Origin of the sequence: Thalassotalea euphylliae (assembly GCF_003390395.1) — a bacterium.
Classification (GTDB): Bacteria; Pseudomonadota; Gammaproteobacteria; order Enterobacterales; family Alteromonadaceae; genus Thalassotalea_F; species Thalassotalea_F euphylliae_C.
The window spans coordinates 2,371,456-2,390,354 of the sequence record NZ_QUOV01000001.1 but is presented as its reverse complement, the minus strand read 5'-3'; the positions used below and the strand labels follow the sequence as shown (position 1 = coordinate 2,390,354).

The window sequence follows — 18,899 nt, the reverse complement described above, 5'->3', positions numbered from 1 at the left end:
CGATCCCAGTGATAGTGACTTGCGTCTAACTAACGCAAAACTAGCATATAAGTTAAGCGGGAATGGCTTGTGCTTTAGGCGAAGTAGCCTCTGAATTTAAGGTTATTTGATAAGACTCGGCAAATTGTTGTGGCATACGTTTTGGACGCCCAGTGCTTAAATCTGTGCAAATATAGTCTGTTCTTGCGCGTAGCAAGGTTTTCTTATCTTTTACTCTTACAACTTGAAAAGTGCGGCTTGCCCGCAGTTTACCGTCATTGGCGGACAGCCAGTTAAACACGGCAATCTCATCATCCAAATAAGCTGAGCTAATATAATCAAGTTCGTGGCGAACCACCGCCATACCACGATTAAGTGATTGGCAAGTATGCTCATCTAAACCAACATATCGAGTATGCGCCCATACAGTGGCATCAAGCCATTTTAAGTAAACGGCATTGTTAACATGACCAAAGCCATCTATATCCTCTTCGGTTACTTTGAACATTTTGCCAAAGGCGTTGGGGTATTCTGCTAACTGTAAAATTGACTCGTCCATAAATATCTAACTACCAGTACATAAAACAACTTGTAAGCTTTAGCTTAACCTTGCCATTGAGCGATTGTCACTAGTGCTATGCAATGATTTTTTGCATCTATGTTTTGGTGTGAACCGTATGCTTGGTTTAATTTCAACTTTAGTTTTAGCTAGCGTATGAAAATAAATGTTAGACTTACCATAGAGATAGCAGAGACTTAGCTACTCAACTTTTTAGTCAGTCATCAATTTAATCAGTCAATTAGCAAGTATCGTTTGAACCATAACTCGTCGTGTAGCGGAATAAATTAAGAGCGTTGTAGCAATATGCCCCGTAGAAGCCATCACCCTGATCGTGAAGTCACCGAGATAAATTGGCGAGTATTGAAAACTTTATGGCCATATTTACTCGAATTTCGCACGCGTATATCGATTGCGATTGCTTGCTTAATTCTGACGAAAATTGCCAGCGTTTATTTACCTTTTATTCTAAAAGACCTGGTTGATACCTTAGATCAAAACAACAAACAAAGCTTGTTACTGGTGCCGCTTGGTTTGGTTGCGGCCTATGGTTTAGTGCGTTTCTCAATTGTTATTTTTGCCGAGATACGAGATACATTATTTGGCCGAGTAACAGAACGTGCAATTCGCCGTATTGGCCTGAAAGTCTTTCAACATTTGCATCAACTAGAATTGGACTTTCACTTAAACCGTCAAACGGGTGGATTGTCGCGAGATATTGATCGTGGCACCTCTGGCATCAGCTTTTTAATGCGCTTTATGGTCTTTAACATAGTACCCACCTTGTTTGAAATTGCCTTGGTGATTGGCATTTTAGGCTACAACTACGGTTTAACCTTTTCACTTGCAGTGCTCACCTCTATCGTTTGCTATGTTGGTTATTCGGTAAAAGCGACAGAATGGCGCACTCGCTATATACGCGAAGCTAATAAAGCCGACTCTTCCAGTAATACCCGTGCAATTGACAGCCTTTTAAATTACGAGACCGTTAAATATTTTACCAACGAGCGTTACGAAGCAAATGCCTATGACGAGCAATTAGCCACTTGGGAGCAGGCAAAAATTAAAAACCGGTTGTCACTCTTTGCCTTAAATGGTGGTCAGGCGCTCATTATTGCCACTTCAATGACGGGCATGCTGGCGATGGCAGCTTACCAAGTGACGCATCAGCAAATGACGTTAGGGGATTTTGTGCTGATTAATGCGTTTATGATGCAGCTGTTTTTACCACTGAATTTTCTGGGCTTTGTCTATCGCGAAATTAAAGGTTCGATGGCAAATATTGAGCACATGTTTAGCTTGTTGGCGAAAACACCTAAGGTGGTTGACGGTAAAGATGCTAAGCCACTTAAGGTGAGTGAAGGCGTAATATCGTTTAATAACGTTGGCTTTAGCTACGATGGTAAGCGAGACGTGATAAAAGCGCTGAATTTTACGATTGCACCTGGACAAAAAGTTGCCGTGGTGGGTGATAGCGGCTCTGGCAAGTCGACACTCGTCAAACTATTGTTTCGTTTCTACGATACTACTTGTGGCAATATCGCAATTGATGGGCAAGATATTCGGGAAGTCACGCAGCATAGTCTTCGCGCACATATCGGTATTGTTCCGCAAGATACCGTGCTATTTAACGATACACTGTTGGCTAATGTTCATTATGGCGATCCACAAGCATCAAAATCACGAGTGCGTGAGGCAATAAAATTAGCCTATTTAGACCAGTTTATTGACAGTTTACCTGACGGTGAAAATACTATGGTGGGTGAGCGTGGCTTAAAGTTGTCCGGTGGTGAGAAACAACGGGTTGCCATAGCGCGAACTATTTTAAAAGCACCAGACATTTTAGTATTTGACGAAGCAACTTCTTCGCTAGATAGCCATTCAGAGCAGGCCATTTTGAAGGCAATAAAACAGGTCAGTCGCAACAAGACGAGTTTAGTGATAGCTCACCGTTTATCTACCATAGTCGATGCTGATCATATCATTGTGATGAAACAAGGTAAGCTGATAGAGCAGGGGGATCATCAAACGTTAATGGCCAAAGGCGGGCAATATGCCTCGATGTGGGCATTGCAGCAAAGCGAATAACCTGATAAAAAGCGTGCCCGAAAACTTCTAGCATACTCTCAACGCAAAACGACTGGTAAATTTAAAATGACTGACGAAAAACTACACCCTGCAGTAGTAAAAACTAAACACTGGCTTGAACAGATAGTGATCGGCTTAAACTTTTGCCCTTTTGCAAAAAAAGAGTTTGTTAATAACACTATTCGATACGCGACCAGCAATACTGGCCTTCTTGAACAAGCGCTAAGTGAAGTTGCCGAGCAATTACAATACCTAGTTGAACACCCAGAAATTGAAACCACGCTAGTGATTTTTACAACCGGTTTTCGCAGTTTTGACAAATACCTTGATCTGGTCGATTACGCTAACGAGTTACTTGTTGATTTAGGTTTAGATGGCGAAATACAAATTGCTAGCTTTCATCCAGACTATGTTTTTGAAGGCGAAGATGAGCAGGGGGCTAGCAACTATACTAACCGTTCGCCACTACCAACTTTGCATTTAATTCGCGAAGCTAGTATGGCGAAAGTGTTGGCAGTGTATCAAAATCCCGAACAAATCCCAGAAGATAATATTGCTTTGGCCGAAGAAAAAGGCACAAAGTTCTTTAAACAATTTTTGGCTGGCTTGAATAAGCTGAGCTAGCACTGCATAAACTAAGCCTTCCGCGAGGTGAATAGGTGAATAGGTGAATAAATAACGTACAACTTATTACATTCAAATAGCACTCTATAACGCTTTCTTTTGATTGATTTATATACAATTGCCACCATCAATCGGTGAAAGCGTTTCTTGCATCGACATTAACGTAAGTTAAAGCAAATAAACGCAAGTGTTAGGTGAATGTGATGAAAGCAATGTACCACGGCAAATTATACAAATTTAGCAATTTTGAGGAATTATGGCAGTTCTACGCAGCTAAACTGGAAAAAGCAGTGAGTTAACCATTCACCGTTAACCGTTAACCATGTAACTTTAACCATTCAACCAAGTAATTTATATATTCAGCCAAACCAGCGATATATCGAGCATGGTATTAGCCACTTAACTGCGAACCCGCCCAAAACAGAATAATTCCTCTCGCTATTATTCAGTACCGACAATAAAGCTTGTCACCACCTCCCCAGTAATCTAGACCTAGCTACAGAATAAAATCGCAACCACCTATCTTCTTTCCATCACTGGTACTTCAACAACCCAACATCACCTCTATAAAAATTAACTCTATAAAATTGCTATAAAATTTATTAACTTTACGCATAGTGAATAATCCTAGGTGTTACAGAATGATATTGCGTTGCCACTAGAGCTTCGCGATTGACTAAGGAGTGACGGTGCGGTTGTTTTTGCTTATTTTAGGTTGGTCATCTGTGGTCGGTAGCTTAGGTGATGGTGTCTTAGCAGTTTATGCCATATGGATAAATGTTGCAGAGAATTGGGTACTTGTAGGTATTTCTGTCAACGATTTGCTTCGTGATTTTGTGCCGTTCATTTTTTGGGTTAAACAAGTGGCGTTTTATGTGTTGCCTGAAAAAGTTGTTTATTGGATTTTTGATCTACCTGCATTAATTTATTTTCCCATTAGAACTGTAATGAGTATTTTTATAGGTTGGTGGGCTTTGTCAAAAGCTGCAACTCTGCAAGAACAAGAAAATGCGAGCCAACTTTCGTAGAGGGATTTTCTGTCTTGAATGCCAAATTATGCATAACTGACAAATAAATAGGAAATTATTGAGAATGGAATCGTTAAGAGAATTATTGGCCGTGCTTTGCTTTGTCGCAGGATGCGTTTTGGCCGCCTCGTTGGTAACCGCTGAGTTTAGTTGGAGCCTCTTGTTCGTCAGCGTTGTCTTATTTGTTTGCGCTTATTGGTGCTGGCCTAGCAAAAGACGTGGTAAACGAGATGGAGATCACGTCGTTTTGGATGTTATCGAAGTTTTCATTGAGTTTCCTGTTGACTTCGCCGTTTGGTTTTTCAGATTAGTTGGCCGAATTTTAGGGGGATTCTTTGGCGGAAAAGGTGATGGGATTGACATCGACGTTTAGCTCATACCACATGAACCAGCAAACAACTGCCAATTAGCCATCAACTTTCTCAGTAATTGCTTGCACAATAAATGCACAGCATTACAACCCTCATTAAGGTACAATAAGCGTTCAAATGTCTTTTAAACCCCAATAAAAATAGGGGTATGTTCTTGCTACTTATAGGTATTTTGTGGACAAAAATTCGATTATTCAAGTTGGTGGTGATGTTGAAAAAGCGCTGAAAGGTCAGTACGTCATCAACCCTAAACAAGTGCTACAAGAAGCATGGCAAAAAACCACCACAACACGCTGGTCGATAAATATCGGCCTTTTGTTTGTATTACTTATTGGCATGGCTTGCTCATTGTTAGTCGGTGAGTACTTGGGTGGTGTTGAAAATATTATGGAAAACCCTGAAGCGAGTTTAATCCTTAATATCGTTGTTACCCTTGTGATTTGGCCATTTCTTGCTGGTGTCGAAATGATGGGAGTATTGCACGCAGTGGGCGTAAAAACACAGCCGAAGCTAGTGTTTGCATTTTTGAAACGTGGCAGTTGGGTAGCACTGTGCGCTGTGATGACATCTGTACTGATCAGTTTAGGTTTACAGCTACTGATCATTCCCGGCATATTCTTAGCTGTTGCCTTATCTCTTACTATTCCACTGGTACTTGAAAAGCGTTTAACACCAGGGAAAGCGATTATTTTATCGCTCAAAGCACTGCGCTTTCAGTGGTTTAATATTTTTGCTGTTTACTTATTTATGGTGATGGCACTTGCTGCGTCACTCTTGCCAATGGTGATTGCACAAACTGAAATTATGATGTTTATCGCTAGCGTTATTTTTATCTTCTCGCTATCTTATCTAGCGCCTTGTTATTACAACGCTAAAGGCATTTTATATCGTGAAATTTTCGGGATGAAATTACACGCAGTTGCTGCTGACGCGCAAGTAGGTGATGACACGTTTGTCGCCTAGCATGGTAAAGAAAGGGATTGAGCAATTATGTTGCAAAAGATGTTAAGGAAATTACTGTTTGTTTTAGGTGCGGTTGTTATTGCTGCAGCACTTATTCGCCCATTTGTTGTTGAAACCGAACGAGAAGAAGTGGTGCCGGCGCCTGTGATTCCGCCACCACCTAAGCCCGTCATTATTGAAAAACCGCTGCACAATGTAACGCTTCCAGACTTCGCAGCAATTGTTGATGTTAACCAGAAAAAATCTGCTTTTTTTGATTTTATTCGACCCGCCGTAGAGTCAAATAATAGTGCTATTCTTGCAAACCGAGCAGCACTTGAAGAAATGTTAGTAACGGTATCTTTAGGTGAACCGCTGATGCCCGGCCAAGAGCAACAATTGGATGAGTTGGCTAGCCGTTATCGGGTGAGTAAAAAGAGCAGCCAAATGCAGCAATTACACCATTTGTTACTAAAGGTTGATGAGATCCCAACTGCACTTGTGCTAGTGCAGGCTGCAAACGAATCTGCTTGGGGAACATCAAGGTTTGCTCGAATTGGTTTAAATTTCTTTGGTATATGGTGCTATAAATCGGGCTGTGGCATGGTGCCTCGCTCTCGCAATAGCGGCGCTAAACATGAAGTGGAAGCATTCCAATCTGTTGACCAGGCGGTTGACCGTTACTTGCACAATATCAACACGAATAACGCATACAGCGTATTTCGTTCAATTCGCCAACAACTGCGCGAGCAAGACCAGCCTTTGGTGCCTGAAGTGTTAGCCATGGGTTTGTTGCCATACTCTGAGCGCGGTTCAGACTATGTGTTGGAAATCTCAGATATGCTGCGCCACAATAGCCAATACTTGCAATCATCAACCGCGCCCTAACTATTCTGCGCCCATACAGCTCAGTTGTGCAGCTTATCTATCGCTTAGTTTATCTTTAACTAAGCGAATTGCTTCGGCTAATTTTGTTTTGCTTTAATCGTAATCGTGAGTGTATCGATTGGATTATTTCAATCAAAATACAGCTAGACCAAGTAGTTTTAAGAAGAGTTTTAACCTTTTAACTATCCATTGATAAATCTAAGATAAAATAACAACGACTAAGGTTTGGTTGATTCGAATATAGGGCTAACAGCAGAGCTAACTATAGGGCTAGAGGATGAGTCAGCTGATAACGGAAGGCAAATAAAAATGCCGCAGTTTAAATGATTTAAACTGCGGCATTGTTTTATTTTTTATAAGTCTATTGCTTAAGCTTTTAAGGAGGAGTCTTATAAAAATACTTTTACGATGGCGCTAACAACGCTTTCGTCATCGATACCAGCGATACCGAATTTGTTGTGCCAGTAGCTGTATTCAATACCCACTTCAACAGCGTTTGGCTTGCCAAAGTAGTTACCTACGTCTAAACGCACTTGCGGGTTGAAGTGGAAATCAGCAGCGTGATCGTCGGCTGAAGAAGACCAATCAATGTAACCATCAATCATTACTTTGTGTTTGCCCATCGTAATCGGGTAGCCGTAAGTAATGGTTAATTGTGTGTCGTTGTCGGTTAACTCGTTATTCGCTTGGTAAACATCAGCGCCAAAGAAAGCGAAACCTGGAATATTCCAAGAGGTACCAACACCAATTAAGTAGTTATCAAAGCCAGTGCTAAAGTTAGGCTGAGAGATGCTTGCATGCTCGTATGTACCAGCAATGAATACGTCTTTTAGTGGGCCGTAAGAAATCTTGCTGTCTAACGCGTAAGAAAGACTTAAACGAGCGGTAACTTCACCGTAAGTTTCTTTGTGTGTTGGTGCATTGGCATCTGCTTTAGCATCAATGCGGTCAACAAACATAAAAGCGTCACCCCAGTTGTGGCCTGAAGCGTGCTCTAAAGTGAAAACATCTACGTCGTCATTAGTTAATACTTCAAAATCACTGGTGTTTTTGAGGTAAGTTAAGCTATTTGAACTCCATATTGTTTGTGCAGAAGTCATACTTGATACAACAAGGCCGCCAGCGACCAAAAAAGTACGAGATAAAGTCATTGAACTTTCCTATCCAAAATAAATGAACTTAATTACAAATAGTGCGGCTATACATAGCACACTGGCTGATAACTGATTAAACTTGCCTGCAAAAATTCGCACTGCTGCATAACCAATAAAGCCAAAGGCAATACCGTGAGCAATAGAGAAAGTTAATGGCATAGTAATACAGATTAGGGCTGCAGGTACTGCTTCTAACAAGTCGTCCCAATCAATATGAGCTAGGCTTGAAAGCATTAATACCGCAACGAAAAATAGAGGGCCTGCTGTGGCGTAAGCTGGCACCATACCCGCTAGTGGCGAGAATAATAAGGCAAGTAAGAATAAACAGCCAACCACAACCGCAGTTAAGCCTGTGCGACCACCAGCGGCAACACCTGAAGCACTTTCAACATAACTGGTGGTAGTTGAGGTGCCTAACATGCTACCTGCGATAGTTGCAGATGAGTCAGCAAGTAGTGCTTTATCTAGGCGAGGCAGTGAACCGTCTTCATTTAGCAGTTTACCTTTTTGGGCAACAGCGATTAATGTGCCTGAAGTATCGAACAAGTCGACGAACAAGAATGCGAAGATAACACTGATCATGCTCACTTCTAATGCGCCCATGATGTCTAATTGCATAAACGTTGGAGTCACATCAGGTGGCAGCGACACTAAACCGTTAAATTGAACGTCGCCAAGTAAAATGCCTAAACCAGTCACAATTAAAATTGAGTACATTACCGCGCCATTCATACCGCGACTTGCCATTGCTACAATCAGGAATAAACCAAGTGCCGCCATCAACGCAGGTAATGAAGTAATATCGCCAAGGTTAACTAAAGTTGCTGGGTTATCTACGATAATGCCAGCGCTTTTTAAGCCGATAAAAGCGAGGAATAAACCAATACCGGCAGCAATACCATAGCGCAGTGATTGTGGAATACTGTTGATAATCCATTCACGAATTTTGAAGATGCTCAGTATTACGAAAATGATACCTGAGATAAATACGCCACCAAGTGCCACTTGCCAGCTGTAACCCATCTCAAGGACTACTGTGTAGGTGAAAAAGGCGTTTAGGCCCATGCCTGGTGCAAGGGCAATTGGGTAGTTGGCGAAAAAGCCCATAATAAAACAGCCAACCGCTGCGGCAACACAGGTTGCGACAAATACGGCGCCGTGATCCATACCGGCATCGGCTAACATAGCGGGGTTAACAAAAATAATGTAAGCCATTGTCAGGAATGTAGTGATCCCCGCAACAACTTCTTGGCGAACGTTAGTTCCGTGTTCTGTAAGTTTGAAAAGTTTTTCTAACATCATGGGTTGCTAAGCTTAAAGTTTGGGCCAATTCATTGGCGTTAAAAAGAAAGCGTTCAATGTCCTAGATGCTGTTTGCGTAAAATTAGGCAAAAAGCAGCGCATCAGGACGTATTTATTCGTTAAATAATCCGTTAATTTTTCTAAACAACTTTTCTAAATAGTTTTTACAAATAGTGTTTAGATATTGGAAACGTCGATAATCATTGAATCGTCTATGTTGCTATCTAACGAATTGGCAAGTTCAGTCGCTATATTGGTAGACGAGACAGTTTCTTTTGAAAAGTCATAAGCTTCGCGTGGCGCGCTGCGATCAATTGGCAGGTTGGCGAAGTCAAATAGCTCAGTATCGGCTAATTGGCTTGGACTGACATTTTTCAATGATTTAAATATGTTCTCAATGCGACCCGGGGTTTGGGCGTCCCAGCTGCTAAGCAAAGCCTTAATATTTTGGCGTTGCAGGTTTTCCTGAGAGCCACACAAGTTACATGGAATAATTGGATATTCACGTACTTCTGCAAAGGCAATAAGGTCTTTTTCACGAACATAGCTCAACGGGCGAATAACTGTGTTTCGACCATCGTCTGCACGAAGCTTCGGCGGCATTGCTTTTAGCTTTGCGCCAAAGAACATATTTAAAAATAAGGTTTCCACGATATCGTCCATGTGGTGGCCAAGAGCAATCTTAGTTGCACCAATTTGCTCAGCAAACGAATAAAGCGTGCCGCGACGTAAACGCGAACACAAACCACAAGTGGTTTTACCTTCCGGAACTTTTTGTTTAACAACCGAATAAGTGTCTTTATCGATGATGTAGTAGGGGATATCAAGTGATTCGAAGTAGTCGGGTAAGATGTGTGCAGGAAAGCCTGGTTGCTTTTGATCCAAGTTAACGGCAATCACATCAAAATTGATCGGTGCTGACTTTTTTAAGCTAAGCAAAATATCAAGCATGGCAAAAGAATCTTTGCCGCCACTAATAGCTGCCATAACAACGTCGCCTTCTTCGATCATATTGTAATCAGCAATCGCTTTACCGACTTTACTACGAAGTCGCTTCTGCAACTTGTTGGCTTCAAAGATGGCCTTTCTGTTATCTGCTTCAGTCATACCAAAAAACTACTCAAATAATTGGGCGCGTATTATATAGCTAACTAGTATAAAAGATAAGTAAAAATAACCAACAGTAGCATTCTTTTTAGCGACTGTTGGTTACGATTTTGTTAATGTTTTTGGTAACTTACCGAGCGGTCAGCTTTGATTTTGGTGTTTTAATATTTTGTTTTATATTCGTTATATCAATCTATGTATGGCTCAGTAGCTAGCTTTGTAGCGGTGAAATATAGCCTGCTGGTTTTAACGCCAAGACATCACAATTCAATCGGTCAATAACATGTTCGGCAGTATTACCAATTAGTGCTGCTGACAATCCGGTACGGCCAATTGTCCCTAAAATGACCAATTCGGCATCAAGTTCTTGTGATAGCTCGTCAATAACATCTTCCGGTAGCCCTTCTTTGATATAGGTATTGGCGGTATCGATGCCGTATTTTTCAGCATGTGTTTGCATTGATTGTTGATGATGCTGCAACATGGTGTCGTTGTATTGGCTGGCATCAAATTCGGGGATTTCGATGGCAATGTTGACCGGAGTGCCAGGAAATGAATTAACTAAATGCACATTAGCGCTAATTAAATCAGCTAAGTGTTTGGCTTCTTCTGTGATGATGCTATTGAGCGATTGGTGCTCATCTTCATCACTACCGACATTAACTGCCGCTAAAATATTGCCGTTTGCTGGCCATGAATGGTCTTTAACCAATAATAATGGGCATGGGCATTTACGTAATAAATGCCAGTCAGTTGGTGTGAAAATCACGGATTTGAGTTTGTCGTGCTCGTGCGTACCTTTGATAACAACGTCATAGCCATGCTCTAACACTTGGTCAATAACGGCTTCAAAAGGTCTGTTATGCCAGATCACTTTGATGTCGATGTCTTTTTCAGAAGCGCCTAGCTCCTTTATACGTTCATCAATCCACAACATACGATCATTGATCACAATTTGCCGCATGGATTCACGCTCGTCGCTAGAGAGCATAGTCGTCATTTCGTATGAAAAATCGAAAATGCTCAAAAACGCTGTGATTTTGCCTTGCGTTTTATCAGCAAGCTCAATTGCCCGACTTAAGGCTTTTTGTTCTTCAGTTGTTGGGTCAACTACGACTAAGATTTTTTGATACGTTTCCATGCTCGGTACCTCGCTGATTCAATAGTGTACAAACAGTGTGCTTTTAATGAGCAAATAATTATTTGTTTTAAATCAATAAATAGGCGCTACTAACCAATTACTTTTAGCTTAGTAGGTAAATGCACTGATGCAAGGTTGTTAGCGGTGAAAACGGATTGTTAAAGGGGAATAAAAATAGAAGTGAAGAAGAAAAAGGAAAGAAATCGCCTTGCTTTACAGCATGGCGACTTCATTCAATCCATCGAGATCATTGATGGTAATTAACTTTCCTTCAACAATGATGAGCTCTTGTTTATGAAAACGATTTAGCAAGCGACTAATCGTTTCAACGGTCAAGCCAATGTAGTTGCCAATGTCGCCACGCGTCATTGTTAAGCGGTACTGGCTGGCAGATAAGCCACGGGCTTTATATCGGCTACTTAACGATGATAAAAATGTTGCTAAACGCTGCTCGGCATTTTTACGGTTAAGTAGTGATAGCATATCTTGATCTGCTCGAATCTCGTTGCTCATTAGTCTTAAAACTTGGCGTTTAAGCGCTGGCATCGAATTCGAAAGTTCATCTAGAGTATGGTAGGGAATTTCACAAACCATTGATGTTTCTAGTGCTTGTGCAAAGCTTTGGTGCTCGCTGCTGGCTAAGGCGTCGAAACCCAGTAAATCACCAGCTAAGTGAAAGCCAGTAATTTGCTCTTCGCCGTTAGAATCAATAGTAAATGTTTTAAAAGTGCCTGAGCGGATAGCGAATAGAGAGTGAAGTGCTTCGCCGTCTTGGAAAATCTTTTCGCCTTTGTGGATAGGGCGCTTGCGGTCGATAATATTATCGAGTGTATCTAACTCCTGCTCGTTAAGGGAAAATGGTAAGCAAAGCTCACTGATACTGCAGTTTTGGCAATGAATATGGTTGTTGCTTGCACAGTGACTAGACATGGCGGAATAACCTTAATATTTCCTTGGAATTACGCTCGGTATAGTATTAAAACATCAGCCTGTAAGCAATAAACAATGTATAAAAACCGTAACAAATCAGACCTGTAGCCAAAACGTTTCTAAATGTTCGATTTTGTAGCATTTTTTTGACCGAAAACACACCAAAGGAAAGGGTGAGCAATGCGGGTAGGGTGCCAGCACCAAATGCTGCCATAATCAGTGCCCCTTGGCTAAAGCTACCGCTGGCGAGTGCCCATGTTAGCGTTGAGTAAACTAAACCACAGGGTAACCAACCCCAAACAGCCCCTAAGCCAAATGCTTTACGTTTGTTATTCACCGGCAAAAAGTGTTTCGCTAACGGTGAGATAAACTGCCAAAGCTTTTTACCGGCTTGCTCAACTTTCGCCAGTAACATAAACCACTGGCCTAAATACAAGCCAAGTAAAATTAGAAAGACGCCTGACAGTAGTCTTAAGCCCGTCAATGGCACACCGAGGTTTTTTGCTGTGATTGAGCCGGTAAAACCGACAATACCGCCGATTAAACTATAAGAGAGAATACGGCCTAGGTTATAGCCAATAATAAGTGAGAATTTTTGTTGGTTTTGCCCAGCAGGAATGGCCGACAACAACATACCAGAAACGCCGCCACACATGGCAATACAATGGCCCGCACCGAGCAGGCCAATAATAAATGCCGAAAATAGATCGATGTTCATTAACGCTTATTGCTAGTGTCAGATGATGTGCTAGATGATTGCTCTGAAGCTTCGGTATTACTTACTTCGGTATTCGCTGTCTCTTCTTTTAATTTTTCATCATCGAATAAGATGCTTAAACCTTCTTTTTCCAAATCATTAAATTGCTCGGTTTTTACCGCCCAAAAGAACAAGTAAATGCCGACAATAAGTAGGATGATAGCTATGGGAATTAGTACGTAAATTACACTCATTTTTTCAATAATCGCAACGAGTTAGTGATAACCAATATTGAACTGGCTGACATGCCAATTACCGCCATATAAGGCGTGATGTAACCGCAAACGGCTAATGGCAGTACAATAGCATTATAGCCAAATGCCCAGCCATAATTTTGCCAGATAATACGGCGAGTCTTTTGTGCAACATGACGCAATACCGACAATGACGTTAATCGGTTGTTAAGTAAAATCACATCAGCGCCACTTTTTGCGACGTCTGTACCACTGCCCATGGCAATAGAAACGTGTGCTGCGCTAAACACTGGTGTGTCGTTTACACCATCACCGACCATAGCCACAGTATGATCACTTTGCAGTGATTTTACCTTTTCCATTTTCTCGTGCGCACTCAGGCTTGAATGCACGTGGTCGATTGGTAGTTGAGCGGCAATTTGTTGGCAGCCCGCACTGCTATCACCTGACAGCATATACGTTGTCATCGCCTTCGCTTTTAGCGCGCTAAGCACACTTTGGGCGTCTTCACGTGCGCTATCGGTGAGATAAATAGCGGCAACTAGCTTGTCGTTAATCATCACAGCAATTTGTGCGTCGTCACAATTTAACTGCTTTTCCTCATTGCTGTCGGTAATTAACCAACTGACTTTACCCAGTGAAATTTCATCGTTACCTACTCGGCCTGTAACACCTAGCCCTGGATGTACTTTAATCTCAGTTGCGTTAATCGCAAAGTCGCGATATTGGGTAAATGCTTTGGCAAGTGGGTGTTGAGAATGAGCTTCCAGTGCTGCTACCAAGGTTAATAGTTGCTGTTCACTATAGTTTTGATCATAGCGCTTAAGCTGGGTTACTTGGAACTCACCTTGAGTGAGAGTACCGGTTTTATCAAACGCGTAGGTGTCAACTTCAGGAATAGTTTCCATCACATGGCCTGATTTGATCATAATCCCATCACGATTAAGGCGCGTAGTGCCGCAAGTGAGCGCGGTTGGCGTGGCAAGCGATAATGCACAAGGGCAGGTAGCAACTAACACGGAAAGCGTAATCCAGAACGCTTCACTTGGCATATGTTGCTGCCAGTATAGTGCGGTGCCTATCGCGGTTAGTAAAATAATAGCAACAAAATACTGAGCGATTTTATCGGAAAGTTGGGCGATTTTAGGCTTGTGCGCTTGCGAAGACTCGCTTAATCGGATCAGTTGGCTTAAAAAGGTATCACTGCCCGGTTGTACGACATTGGCAACTAGATTGCCGTCGCCATTAATAGTACCGGCAAATATATTGTCACCAACTTTTTTCGCCACAGGGCGCTGCTCACCAGAGAGCATGGCCTCGTTAAAGTGGCTATCGCCGTGTTCAATAACACAGTCTGCCGGTACGGTTTCGCCCGGCTTAATCATCACTTTATCGCCAATTGCTAATGATTTAGCAGCAACATACTGTTCTATGTCATTGACTAGTTTAGTCGCCGTCATTGGCATGAGTTTCAATAAATTGGCAGAGACTTGCGCGGCACGAGAGCGAGCGCGAAACTCTAAAAACTTACCAATGAGCAGTAAAAAGGTGAACATGGAGACAGATTCAAAATAAACCTCGCCTTGCTGGCTAATAGTCGCCCACGCACTGGCAAAAAAGGCTAGTAGTATGGCGATAGATACGGGCACATCCATTGATAAGCGTTTTGATTTCAACGCATTAATCGCGCCGGTATAAAATGGCAGCGCACCATAGAAAATAATAGGCGTGGTCAGCAGTAAGCTGGTGTAGCGAAGGTACACCAGATTGTGCTCTGACATATCAGAGAACGCGCCGAAATATAAACCAACGGCAATCATCATCACTTGCATCATTAAAATGCCAGAAATGCCTAAGCGTTTAATAAACGTTTTGCTTTGCGCTAAGTTTTGTTGCTCAGCATCGCTCGCTTTAAAGGGCAGGGCATGGTAACCAAGTCGTTCAATTTGTTCGATAATATTGCTGAGCTTAATGTGATCATTTTGCCAATGAACCGACGCACGTTGGGTGGTGGCATTAACCGAAATTTTACTGACACCACTAATTTGCTCGAGCTTCATTTCAATCAGCCACGCACACGCGGCACAGCTAATGCCATCAACCGTTAAGATGGTTTCTCGAGTATTACCGTCTTGATGCGTAAATTCATGCTGAAGATTATCATCATCGAGCAGTTGATTTCGTTTCAACTGCTCTGGTACTAGTGCCGTACCTTTAGGCGCATTCTCGGTGCGAAACTTGTAGTAGTCGGTGAGGTTATTTTCAACGATAGTTTCGGCAACCGCCTGACAACCAGCACAACACATGGCTTGTGATTGCTGATCAATCGTCACAAATAGCGAAATGCCCTTAGGAATGGGCTCGCCGCAATGAAAGCAAGGATCTGACATGTGTACGTTATTACTGAGCTTGTGCAGGGTTTGGTATTAACTCAATGAATTCTTCTTGTGGTAATGCAACTGTTGCTTGCACTTTCCAGTTATTTTCAAAAGATGAGAGGGTAACACGCCACTTGCCAGATACTGCATCTTCAAAGCGGTGTCTGAAATCACCATTGCCGTCAGGCGTTAGCGCTAAGTAAAAATCTCTTTCTTCTAGCGTTGGGTGATAGAAATTGGCATTAATTACTGGAAATTCTTTTTCAATGCCGAGTGGGCGAATAACTAATTCGTTATCAGAAAGTTTTAAGCCGAATTTCATGCCAAGTTTTTGAGCAAGCTTAACTTTAGACACCTCAATATTAATTGCCTTACCCTTTTTATAGTAGTCGCCTACCACTAAGTCATCGGGATCGGTGTTTGCAATAATCACGGTAGTGATACCTGCGATCACCGCAGATAAAGGTAGGAAAAAGACTAACCAAGCCCACGGCTCTTTATACCAAGGAGTTTTCATTAATTTATTCTACAGTCTAGTTACGACAAATAAGGGCAATATTGTAGCGTTTTTCATCGTCGGGCTCTACGATTTAATCGAAAATTAAAGATCTGTATCAATAAAACATGTTAGTTTGTTCGCCAAATGATAATGAAGCAATGTAGCCGAACTAAGTAGCTGGTATTTATTGGTTTATTGATATTTTTCCAATGCGGTTTCAATTGTATTTAATGAGAAAGCTTTAGATGTTTTATCATTTTTTTGATTCAATCGCTCAGATTTGAAAGTTGAGGGGTAATGCGAACACAACGCAATACAATCAAGAAATAAGCTATCTTGCTTTTCATCTTCAAGCTCTCTGGCAACTGGATGTTGTGAGACCAGCGTAAAACCAGTTTTAATTCCTGTTTTCAACATATCAACTTCTACCGCTAGTTGATTCATTTCACTCTTGAGTGCCAAATCTGCTTTTTTCCGCTCTCGAGTTTCTTGTAGTTGAATCAACAACATTTTTTCTACATCAAAGTCACCATCTGACATCGATGTATTGTTAGCATTTGTCGACGGGTGAGTATAAGTACCTGTTTCTATTACACTTGGAAGGACTTCTTCAAGTATCCATTCTTGAAATTTAATACATGCAGGTGAATTGTCCTGTAAAACTACTCTAAGCAAACCTGCTTTCGTAACATAGGCTTCTCTCAGAGGCTCATCTATATTTTCCGGTATATTGTCACGCACCATTACTTCTGTAGGGAGGAGGTGTGTAACATGTGCTCTAATAAGATTTAACAAAGACTTTCCTGGTCTGTTAGCATCGAGCGCTCTATTTTCAGCAGAAATAGTCTTTACAACATCAAATAGTGAGAAATACAATTTCCCTTCTTTTGTTAGGGTTCTAATTGCCGATTGACCACCAGCGCTTTCGTAAGAAAAAATTGTTTCTGATAAGATCATGATTGATTTATGTTTTATTAAAGTTTAACTATTTTAAAAGGTTTATCGCTAAAGAGATTAGAGGACGTTTAGACTATCTAGATGCAATAAAAACAATAACATATTGCAACAACACTTGCACTAAACAACTTATTGAAAATAAAAACGCCTTGCTAATTGCTTAGCAAGGCGTTTTTAAAGAGGAACTTGCGTTTAATGATTACTTATTAGATAAGCTGTAAACGTAAGCACTGATAACGTGAATTTTCTCTTCGCCTAGGATATCTAACCAAGCTGGCATTACACCGGCACGGCCATTGCGAATAGATTCTTCAACGGCTTTTTGTGAGCCACCGTATAACCAGATGTTGTCGTTTAGGGCAGGTGCACCAAGTGCGATACCCATAGCATTACTGCCTTGACCTTCTGGACCGTGACATGCCGCACACATCGCGAACTTAGGCGCTGCTTTTGCTGCGTCTTCAGCGTTAACTTCACGGCCACTTAAGCTTAATACGTAAGCTGCCATTTCTTTAACACCTTGCTCACCACCTAGTGCTGATTTCCAAGCCATCATACCGTTAGCCTTACGGCCGTGGATTAATGAGTGCTTGATGTCAGCTGGTGTGCCGCCGTATAACCAATCGTTGTCCGTTAGGTTAGGGAAGCCAGTTGTACCGCGTGCATCAGAGCCGTGACATTGTGCACAGTTTTGTAGGAACAAACGTTGACCTACTTTACGTGCTTCTTCGTCACCAGCTAAATCTTCAATGCTACGCGCTGCGTATGCTTCAAAGATTGGGCCGTATTTTTCGTCAGCTTGCGCTACTTCACGGTCGTACTGGTTAAGTACACCAGAATCTGACTTTAAGTTAGCAGCAGTTAACGCTTTTGACTCTTCGATGCTCATAATACCTTGGTTAGATGACTTCCAGCCAAAAAGACCTTGCCAGTTACCTAAACCAGGGTAGAAAAGTAAGTAGCCGAAGCCCCAAATGATAGTAATTAGGAAGAATGTCGACCACCACTTAGGAAGTGGGTTGTTTAATTCTTCGATACCATCAAATTCGTGTCCCATTGATTCGCCTTCAGGGACACCAGCGAAGTTCTTTAAACACCAGCGTAATAATAGGTAACAACCTACTAATGTTCCTAGTGAAAGAACTGTAATCCAAATACTCCAGAAGCTAGACATTATTTATTAGTCTCCTGTTTGTTTACCTCATCTTTATGGTCTTCTTCGAAAATAGAGTTCGCTGCTTGGTCAAAAGACGATTTGCGACTCTTGCTGTAAGCCCAGACCACAATGATGATAAAAAGTGCCAATATTAGAAGGGCAATTAACCCTCTTAGTGTTCCATAGTCCATGGTGATTACTTCAATGCGTGACCTAACGACTGAAGGTAAGCGATGATAGCTTCCATTTCCGTTTTACCTTGTACGTCAGAACGTGCGTTTGCGATGTCTTCAGCTGAGTAAAGTGGAATAGGGTTGCCATTTTCATCTTTATGGCCACGGTTACGAGTTAACATGTTGAACGTTTCTAACTTCTTCGCAGTTAGCTTGCCGTCTAAGGTGTTCTCTTCTAACCATCTGAACGATGGCATGTTTGACTCTGGCACTACCGAGCGTGGGTCGATTAAGTGAGCACGATGCCAGTCATCACTGTAACGGCCACCTACGCGCGCTAAATCAGGACCAGTACGCTTAGAACCCCATAGGAACGGATGCTCCCATACGTGCTCACCAGCAACTGAGTAGTGACCGTAGCGTTCAGTTTCTGCACGGAAAGGACGGATCATTTGACTGTGACATACGTTACAACCTTCACGGATGTAAATGTCACGACCTTCCATTTCTAGTGCAGTGTATGGACGTAAGTTAGTTACCGGCGTCGTTGTTTCTTTTTGGAAGAATAGTGGGGTAATTTCCACTAAACCACCAATACTGATCGCCATAATCGTAAAGATGAAGAACCAGCCAACGTGCTTTTCAACTTTTTCGTGCTTGTTTTGCATATTA

General features: G+C 41.9%; 20 protein-coding genes. 6 read left to right on the top strand and 14 right to left on the bottom strand.

Annotated features, from left to right (window positions below; translation table 11 throughout):
• Positions 1–52: 52 nt before the first annotated feature.
• Positions 53–538 carry an acyl-CoA thioesterase gene (locus DXX92_RS10650; RefSeq protein ID WP_220347646.1) on the bottom strand — a complete coding sequence of 162 codons (486 nt, stop codon included), beginning with the start codon at positions 536–538 and terminating at the stop codon, positions 53–55.
• A gap of 306 nt (positions 539–844) precedes the next feature.
• On the opposite strand from DXX92_RS10650, the gene DXX92_RS10645 reads away from it, so the two are divergent.
• From DXX92_RS10645 to DXX92_RS10620, 6 genes are all read left to right on the top strand, one after another.
• Entirely contained in the window at positions 845–2,626 is a 1,782-nt protein-coding gene (locus DXX92_RS10645) for an ABCB family ABC transporter ATP-binding protein/permease (RefSeq protein WP_116000428.1), read from the top strand.
• A gap of 66 nt (positions 2,627–2,692) precedes the next feature.
• Positions 2,693–3,250 carry a DUF1415 domain-containing protein gene (locus DXX92_RS10640; protein WP_116000427.1) on the top strand — a complete coding sequence of 186 codons (558 nt, stop codon included), beginning with the start codon at positions 2,693–2,695 and terminating at the stop codon, positions 3,248–3,250.
• 701 nt (positions 3,251–3,951) lie between these two features.
• Complete coding sequence (locus DXX92_RS10635) at positions 3,952–4,278, top strand: hypothetical protein (RefSeq protein WP_245961461.1); 327 nt, start codon at positions 3,952–3,954, stop codon at positions 4,276–4,278.
• Between the two features lie 64 nt (positions 4,279–4,342).
• A complete protein-coding gene (locus DXX92_RS10630; protein ID WP_116000425.1) occupies positions 4,343–4,651 on the top strand; it encodes a hypothetical protein in 309 nt (102 codons plus the stop codon).
• Positions 4,652–4,823: 172 nt separating this feature from the next.
• Positions 4,824–5,612 (top strand): hypothetical protein, encoded by a 789-nt coding sequence (locus DXX92_RS10625; protein WP_116000424.1) that lies wholly within the window; start codon positions 4,824–4,826, stop codon positions 5,610–5,612.
• A gap of 39 nt (positions 5,613–5,651) precedes the next feature.
• The gene (locus DXX92_RS10620) at positions 5,652–6,479 is read left to right on the top strand and encodes a glucosaminidase domain-containing protein (RefSeq protein WP_116002385.1); all 828 of its coding nucleotides are present in this window, start codon (positions 5,652–5,654) and stop codon (positions 6,477–6,479) included.
• Positions 6,480–6,868: 389 nt separating this feature from the next.
• Here the strand turns inward: DXX92_RS10620 and DXX92_RS10615 are convergent, their stop codons facing one another.
• From DXX92_RS10615 to ccoO, 13 genes are all read right to left on the bottom strand, one after another.
• Entirely contained in the window at positions 6,869–7,630 is a 762-nt protein-coding gene (locus DXX92_RS10615; RefSeq protein WP_116000423.1) for an outer membrane protein OmpK, read from the bottom strand.
• A 9-nt stretch (positions 7,631–7,639) separates the two neighbouring features.
• Positions 7,640–8,932, bottom strand: coding sequence for an NCS2 family permease (locus DXX92_RS10610; protein WP_116000422.1), 1,293 nt, complete (start codon positions 8,930–8,932; stop codon positions 7,640–7,642).
• 180 nt (positions 8,933–9,112) lie between these two features.
• Positions 9,113–10,042, bottom strand: coding sequence for a tRNA 2-thiocytidine(32) synthetase TtcA (ttcA, locus tag DXX92_RS10605; protein ID WP_116000421.1), 930 nt, complete (start codon positions 10,040–10,042; stop codon positions 9,113–9,115).
• Between the two features lie 211 nt (positions 10,043–10,253).
• Positions 10,254–11,183: a universal stress protein UspE gene (gene uspE, locus DXX92_RS10600; RefSeq protein WP_116000420.1), complete on the bottom strand. Its 930-nt coding sequence runs from the start codon at positions 11,181–11,183 to the stop codon at positions 10,254–10,256.
• Between the two features lie 213 nt (positions 11,184–11,396).
• Positions 11,397–12,113, bottom strand: a complete 717-nt coding sequence (gene fnr / locus DXX92_RS10595; protein ID WP_116000419.1) for a fumarate/nitrate reduction transcriptional regulator Fnr — start codon at positions 12,111–12,113, stop codon at positions 11,397–11,399.
• 46 nt (positions 12,114–12,159) lie between these two features.
• Positions 12,160–12,831 (bottom strand): sulfite exporter TauE/SafE family protein, encoded by a 672-nt coding sequence (locus tag DXX92_RS10590; RefSeq protein ID WP_116000418.1) that lies wholly within the window; start codon positions 12,829–12,831, stop codon positions 12,160–12,162.
• Positions 12,831–13,064 (bottom strand): cbb3-type cytochrome oxidase assembly protein CcoS, encoded by a 234-nt coding sequence (gene ccoS / locus DXX92_RS10585; protein WP_116000417.1) that lies wholly within the window; start codon positions 13,062–13,064, stop codon positions 12,831–12,833. Before ccoS ends, DXX92_RS10590 begins: the two co-directional genes overlap by 1 nt.
• Positions 13,061–15,454 carry a heavy metal translocating P-type ATPase gene (locus DXX92_RS10580; protein ID WP_116000416.1) on the bottom strand — a complete coding sequence of 798 codons (2,394 nt, stop codon included), beginning with the start codon at positions 15,452–15,454 and terminating at the stop codon, positions 13,061–13,063. The genes ccoS and DXX92_RS10580 overlap by 4 nt, the downstream gene beginning before the upstream one ends.
• Positions 15,455–15,464: 10 nt before the next feature.
• Positions 15,465–15,959 carry a FixH family protein gene (locus tag DXX92_RS10575; RefSeq protein WP_116000415.1) on the bottom strand — a complete coding sequence of 165 codons (495 nt, stop codon included), beginning with the start codon at positions 15,957–15,959 and terminating at the stop codon, positions 15,465–15,467.
• A 174-nt stretch (positions 15,960–16,133) separates the two neighbouring features.
• Positions 16,134–16,898, bottom strand: a complete 765-nt coding sequence (locus DXX92_RS10570) for a BRO family protein (protein WP_116000414.1) — start codon at positions 16,896–16,898, stop codon at positions 16,134–16,136.
• Positions 16,899–17,097: 199 nt separating this feature from the next.
• Positions 17,098–18,072, bottom strand: a complete 975-nt coding sequence (ccoP, locus tag DXX92_RS10565; RefSeq protein ID WP_116000413.1) for a cytochrome-c oxidase, cbb3-type subunit III — start codon at positions 18,070–18,072, stop codon at positions 17,098–17,100.
• Positions 18,072–18,245 (bottom strand): cbb3-type cytochrome oxidase subunit 3, encoded by a 174-nt coding sequence (locus DXX92_RS10560; protein ID WP_116000412.1) that lies wholly within the window; start codon positions 18,243–18,245, stop codon positions 18,072–18,074. Before DXX92_RS10560 ends, ccoP begins: the two co-directional genes overlap by 1 nt.
• Positions 18,246–18,250: 5 nt before the next feature.
• Complete coding sequence (ccoO, locus tag DXX92_RS10555) at positions 18,251–18,895, bottom strand: cytochrome-c oxidase, cbb3-type subunit II (RefSeq protein WP_220347692.1); 645 nt, start codon at positions 18,893–18,895, stop codon at positions 18,251–18,253.
• Positions 18,896–18,899 lie beyond the last annotated feature (4 nt).

What these genes read in the sequence shown, in the direction of transcription:
- DXX92_RS10650 (WP_220347646.1), bottom strand. Translation starts at nt 538, where the DNA reads ATGGACGAGTCAATTTTACAGTTAGCAGAATACCCCAACGCCTTTGGC.
- DXX92_RS10645 (WP_116000428.1), top strand. Translation starts at nt 845, where the DNA reads ATGCCCCGTAGAAGCCATCACCCTGATCGTGAAGTCACCGAGATAAAT.
- DXX92_RS10640 (WP_116000427.1), top strand. Translation starts at nt 2,693, where the DNA reads ATGACTGACGAAAAACTACACCCTGCAGTAGTAAAAACTAAACACTGG.
- DXX92_RS10630 (WP_116000425.1), top strand. Translation starts at nt 4,343, where the DNA reads ATGGAATCGTTAAGAGAATTATTGGCCGTGCTTTGCTTTGTCGCAGGA.
- DXX92_RS10620 (WP_116002385.1), top strand. Translation starts at nt 5,652, where the DNA reads ATGTTAAGGAAATTACTGTTTGTTTTAGGTGCGGTTGTTATTGCTGCA.
- DXX92_RS10615 (WP_116000423.1), bottom strand. Translation starts at nt 7,630, where the DNA reads ATGACTTTATCTCGTACTTTTTTGGTCGCTGGCGGCCTTGTTGTATCA.
- DXX92_RS10610 (WP_116000422.1), bottom strand. Translation starts at nt 8,932, where the DNA reads ATGTTAGAAAAACTTTTCAAACTTACAGAACACGGAACTAACGTTCGC.
- ttcA (WP_116000421.1), bottom strand. Translation starts at nt 10,042, where the DNA reads ATGACTGAAGCAGATAACAGAAAGGCCATCTTTGAAGCCAACAAGTTG.
- uspE (WP_116000420.1), bottom strand. Translation starts at nt 11,183, where the DNA reads ATGGAAACGTATCAAAAAATCTTAGTCGTAGTTGACCCAACAACTGAA.
- fnr (WP_116000419.1), bottom strand. Translation starts at nt 12,113, where the DNA reads ATGTCTAGTCACTGTGCAAGCAACAACCATATTCATTGCCAAAACTGC.
- DXX92_RS10590 (WP_116000418.1), bottom strand. Translation starts at nt 12,831, where the DNA reads ATGAACATCGATCTATTTTCGGCATTTATTATTGGCCTGCTCGGTGCG.
- ccoS (WP_116000417.1), bottom strand. Translation starts at nt 13,064, where the DNA reads ATGAGTGTAATTTACGTACTAATTCCCATAGCTATCATCCTACTTATT.
- DXX92_RS10580 (WP_116000416.1), bottom strand. Translation starts at nt 15,454, where the DNA reads ATGTCAGATCCTTGCTTTCATTGCGGCGAGCCCATTCCTAAGGGCATT.
- DXX92_RS10575 (WP_116000415.1), bottom strand. Translation starts at nt 15,959, where the DNA reads ATGAAAACTCCTTGGTATAAAGAGCCGTGGGCTTGGTTAGTCTTTTTC.
- DXX92_RS10570 (WP_116000414.1), bottom strand. Translation starts at nt 16,898, where the DNA reads ATGATCTTATCAGAAACAATTTTTTCTTACGAAAGCGCTGGTGGTCAA.
- ccoP (WP_116000413.1), bottom strand. Translation starts at nt 18,072, where the DNA reads ATGTCTAGCTTCTGGAGTATTTGGATTACAGTTCTTTCACTAGGAACA.
- DXX92_RS10560 (WP_116000412.1), bottom strand. Translation starts at nt 18,245, where the DNA reads ATGGACTATGGAACACTAAGAGGGTTAATTGCCCTTCTAATATTGGCA.
- ccoO (WP_220347692.1), bottom strand. Translation starts at nt 18,895, where the DNA reads ATGCAAAACAAGCACGAAAAAGTTGAAAAGCACGTTGGCTGGTTCTTC.